Annotated in this window: 1 protein-coding gene and 1 pseudogene; both read left to right on the forward strand. The window is 51.6% G+C overall.

The features are described 5' to 3' along the window. Positions 1-139 precede the first annotated feature (139 nt). The gene (locus tag ACUU1I_RS20325; protein WP_001069642.1) at positions 140-583 is read left to right on the forward strand and encodes a hypothetical protein; all 444 of its coding nucleotides are present in this window, start codon (positions 140-142) and stop codon (positions 581-583) included. A gap of 209 nt (positions 584-792) precedes the next feature. Next, positions 793-1,973 (forward strand): annotated as a pseudogene (locus ACUU1I_RS20330) (dynamin family protein); the annotation flags it as partial.

The following is a 1,973-nucleotide window of genomic DNA, read 5'->3' on the forward strand; positions in this document are numbered from 1 at the left end:
AGACCTGTACTCATTAGCTGATACAAATCAGCCACATATACCTGCATTCAAAATAATTTCAGAAAGATATTATCTCCGTGAATCCCCCGCCACCTTTCCGGTGCACGGGGTTTTGTCTTTTTTCACTGGGAATACATGTATGAATCCGTCTGATGCCATTGAGGCAATTGAAAAACCGCTCTCCTCCCTGCCTTACCCGATTTCCCGTCACATCCTGGAACATCTGCGCAAACTCCCCCGTCACGAACCCGTGCCTGGCATTATGGGTAAAAGCGGGGCCGGTAAATCCTCACTCTGTAATGCACTGTTTCAGGGGGAGGTCACCCCGGTCAGTGCACTCATGACAGTGCTTCCCGGACATGCCGCCATCCCTCTGATGACACGCCTGCAGGACGAACTGCGCACGGAGTCTGTCCGCACTCAGACCCGTGAACAGTTTACCGGTGCGGTGGACCGGATATTTGACACGGCGGAGAGTGTCTGTGTTGCCTCTGTTGTCCGTACGGCCCTGCGCGCCGTTCGTGACACCGTGGTCTCTGTGGCCCGCGCGGTATGGAACTGGATTTTCTTCTTAACCCGGTAGTGATGTGCCGGGTTGTCGTTACAGATTTTTAACTCTATGAAAACACAATGCAAACGCAGCCATACCCGGGTTGTCCCCCTTGCGTTGTGTTTTTCATATTAATAGAATATGACGATCATTTCTATTATATTGATCGTTATAAGCGATCGCTTGTAGTAAATGGCCTCCTCCGTGGTTGTCATGAAAATGCGTCTCAGGAAGGTTAAATAATGCACGAAAAGAACATCACCCTGCTTTGTGATGAAGCCGACCGGCTTTTGCAACTGAGCATCAATCTGCTCCGGCAAATGGTTGATGAGCCGGATGTGTTATCTGACGGTAAGAACGAAAACGGGCAGCTTTTTGATAAACAGAAAGCACTGAAAAGAATTAAGGAGCTGGAGGGCGAACAAATCAAAACCGCCCGCAGGGAGATGGTGCTGGCTGTTGTCGGCACGATGAAAGCAGGCAAATCAACCACCATCAACGCCATTGTGGGGCAGGAAATTCTGCCTAACCGTAACCGCCCCATGACCTCTGTACCGACGCTCATCCGCCACGTTCCCGGAAAAACTGAGCCGGTTCTCCATCTGGAACATATTCAGCCTGTCCGCAATTTATTAATCACACTGCAGGAAAAACTCGCCACCCCGGCAGGACAGCAGGTCGCACAGACCCTGCAGCAAACCGGGGATACCCGCGAACTGCTGGATATTCTGACGGATGATGGCTGGCTCAAAAATGAATACCACGGGGAGGAGGGAATCTTTACCGGACTGGCATCGTTAAACGATCTGGTTCGTCTTGCTGCGGCAATGGGGAGTGAATTTCCTTTTGATGAATACGCAGAAGTGCAGAAACTGCCGGTGATCGACGTGGAATTCAGCCATCTGGTGGGGATGGATGAATGCCAGGGAACACTCACACTGGTGGATACCCCCGGCCCTAATGAAGCCGGACAACCGCAGATGGAAGTGATGATGCGGGATCAACTGCAGAAAGCCTCTGCGGTGCTGGCGGTGATGGACTACACCCAGATGAACTCGAAAGCCGATGAGGAGGTTCGTAAAGAGCTTAATGCCATTGCTGATGTGTCAGTCGGCCGCCTGTTTGTGCTGGTCAATAAATTTGATGAAAAAGACCGTAATGGCGATGGGGCTGATGCAGTCTGTCAGAAGGTACCGGCAATGCTGAACAGCGATGTGCTGCCCGCCTCCCGCGTTTATCCCGGATCCTCACGCCAGGCATACCTGGCTAACCGTGCGCTTCATGAGTTACGGAAAAACGGAACCCTTCCTGTTGATGAAGCCTAGGTCGATGATTTTGTCAGGGAAGCCTTCGGTCGCATGAAAAAAGATTACGTCTGTAAAGACAGCGAACTGGCAACTGAAGGGGCGACAGACCTGTGGGA

This window comes from Shigella sp. SIG3 (genome assembly GCF_053555855.1).